The organism is Rhodococcus sp. (in: high G+C Gram-positive bacteria) (assembly GCF_049591685.1).
Classification (GTDB): Bacteria; Actinomycetota; Actinomycetes; order Mycobacteriales; family Mycobacteriaceae; genus Rhodococcoides.
In genome coordinates, this window is the sequence record NZ_JBAWFH010000363.1 from 1 (window position 1) to 2737 (window position 2737).

General features: G+C 64.1%; 3 protein-coding genes. 2 read left to right on the plus strand and 1 reads right to left on the minus strand.

The features are described from left to right. Positions 1–401: acyl-CoA dehydrogenase family protein (locus WBQ44_RS15165; protein WP_495567499.1), on the plus strand; the 401-nt coding region annotated here is incomplete at its 5' end. A gap of 175 nt (positions 402–576) precedes the next feature. Continuing rightward, positions 577–1482, plus strand: a complete 906-nt coding sequence (locus WBQ44_RS15170) for a phosphodiesterase (RefSeq protein ID WP_495567500.1) — start codon at positions 577–579, stop codon at positions 1480–1482. Here the strand turns inward: WBQ44_RS15170 and WBQ44_RS15175 are convergent. After that, a partial coding sequence (locus WBQ44_RS15175; RefSeq protein WP_495567501.1) for a stealth family protein occupies positions 1472–2737 on the minus strand: 1266 nt, incomplete at its 5' end. The two genes, WBQ44_RS15170 and WBQ44_RS15175, sit on opposite strands and share 11 nt — an antisense overlap.

The following is a 2737-nucleotide window of genomic DNA, read 5'->3' on the forward strand; positions in this document are numbered from 1 at the left end:
AGGCCGCACTGTGCGCCGAGGCGCTCGGCGCGATGGAGGAAGCGCTGCGGCTCACGACGGACTACCTCAAGGCGCGCAAGCAGTTCGGGGTGCCGCTCGCGAAGTTCCAGGCGCTCACGTTCCGCGCGGCGGATATGTACGTCCTGCTCGAGTTGGCACGCAGCATGGCCCTGTACGCGACGATGAATCTCGCGGACGACGTCGTCGCTCCCAAGGTCGCCTCGCGGGCGAAGCTGCAGATCTCCCGGTCCGCACGCAAGCTCGGCCAGGAAGCGATTCAGTTGCACGGCGGCATCGGCGTCACCGCCGAGTACCCCGTCGGGCACTACGTCAGCAGATTGACCGCCATCGAGCACACACTCGGCGGCGCCGACGAGCACCTGCGGGTACTGTCCCAGTAGTCCCCATGCGTCCGGCGTGGTCGTGTCTTCTCGCGACACGGCCACGCCGGACGCGCAGGTGTTCGCTCCTCGTTGGCCCGGCGTTCGCAGAAACTCACAGCAAGTGTGGTTAGTCTGGAACATCAGGCGCGCGGACAGCGCGTCTTCCTCACGGCCGATCGGAAGCGAGACACCGATGAAGGCTCGGACGGCGGAGCACCCACGCCCGAATCATTGCCTCCTTCACCTCAGCGACACCCATCTCGTCGAAGGTGGAAATCTGTACGGTGGCGTCGACAGCACGGCCAGACTGCAACGCATTCTCGGGGATGTGCGTTCGTCGGGTGTGCGGCCCGACGCGTTGGTGTTCACCGGAGACCTCACCGATCGTGGTGAAGCGGGTGCCTACGACAGGCTGCGTGCGATCGTCGAGCCCCTTGCCGAAGAGTTGGATGCGCGCATCGTCTGGGCCATGGGCAACCACGACGACCGAGCCAATTTCCGTGCGCGGCTACTCGATCAGGAGCCGACAACAGGCTCGGTGGATCGAGTGCACGACATCGACGGCCTGCGTGTGATCACGTTGGATTCGACGGTTCCCGGTGCACACCACGGTGAGGTGTCGGCTGCTCAATTGGATTGGCTCCGTGCGGAGTTGGATACGCCCGCCGAGTTCGGCACCATTCTCGCGATGCACCACCCGCCCGTGCCGACGGTGCTCGATCTCGCCGTGCTCGTGGAGTTGCTCGACCAGAGCAGCCTGGCGGAGGCGGTGCGCGGCTCCGACATTCGGTCGATCCTGGCGGGCCACCTGCACTATTCGACGTCCGCGACGTTCGCCGGTATTCCGGTGTCCGTGGCGTCGGCGACCTGCTACACGCAGGACCTGAACGTGCCGCCGGGAGCCATTCGCGGCCGTGACGGGGCGCAGGCGTTCAATCTGGTCCACGTGTACGACGACACGGTCGTACATTCGGTGGTGCCCATCGGCACCTACGACACCGTCGGCGAGTACGTGCCCGCCGACGAGGTCGCACGTCGTCTCGAGAAGTCGGGTGTTCGCATCGCCGAGAGCACCAGGAGTTCGCGAGTCAGTCTGTAGCGCCGGTTTCCCACGGCGCCGCGATCGGAAAGTATCGATCGAGGAACTCGGTCACCCGACGTGTCCTGACGTCCAGATCGACCTCGGGGAAGCTGCCGTCGTTGAGGCAGAAGAAGTCGACGCTCCGCTTCGGCAGCAGGTTCTCCATCGCGTGCAGACCCGAGTGCGCCGTGGTGTCGATATAGGTAACCTTGGCGTCGCGTTGCACCACGGCGCGTCCGCTCATCAGTGCGTAGTAGTGGTACAGCGAGTTCGTCACCGAGATGTTGGTGCTCGCGCGGAACACGCTGGCTGCGGTGGCGGCGAATTCGTCCGCGAACTCGTTTTCCATTTCCCGCATCACCGATTTGCGCAGGGGAGTGGCGGCGTGTTCGAGGTGGCGGGTGGTCGTCATGCCGAATCGATCCTGCAGCAGCCGACGGTTCACTCGCGCTGCGTTCTCGAAGCCGCTGCGGTCGGCGTCGTTGTAGCCCAACCCGATACGGGTCGTGGCTTCGATGAACATGCTGATGCCGCCGGGGGAGAAGAACATCTGCGGTCCGACCGGACGGCCGAAGAACATGTCGTCGTTCGAGTACAGGAAGTGCTCGGACAGCCCCGGAATGTGGTGGAGCTGGCTCTCGACTGCCTGCGAGTTGTGCGTCGGCAAAACGGATTTGTCGACGAAGAACACCTCGCTGGGCACGAATCGCACCCTTGGGTCGTCGGCGAGCCACGAAGGGCGGTCGGAGTCGGTGGCTACGAAGATGCGTCGAATCCACGGCGCGTACATGTGAATCGACCGCAGCGCGTACTTCAGTTCGTCGATTTGCCGGAAGCGGGCCGCCGACGAATCACCCTCGCCCACAACATAGTTCTGCATGCGGCGTGCGCGTTGTGCCTGGAATTCGGCCGACGAACCGTCGACCCATGAGAAGACGATGTCGATGTCGAAATTGATGTCCGACGCGTGGTCGGCGAACATGTTCTCGATGGTCGGCCAGGTCTTGCCGAACCGCTCGACGGTGCCGCGTACCGCTTCGGACGGTAGGATTGTGCGGCGGGTCAGCGAATTCTCTACGGGCAGTTGAATTTCGGTGGGCGAGAATTCCCACAGCTCGATCTGCACACCGGTGGAGGCGCCGTAGTGCAGGCCGCTGACCGATTCGACGCGCGGTCGGTAGAGCCGGAAGATGCGTGCGTCGTGTGCTTCGGACAGTGCACCGTCGGCGACAAGCACGGTTTTGGCTCGCTTGATGTCGACTGTCTTGGCGTA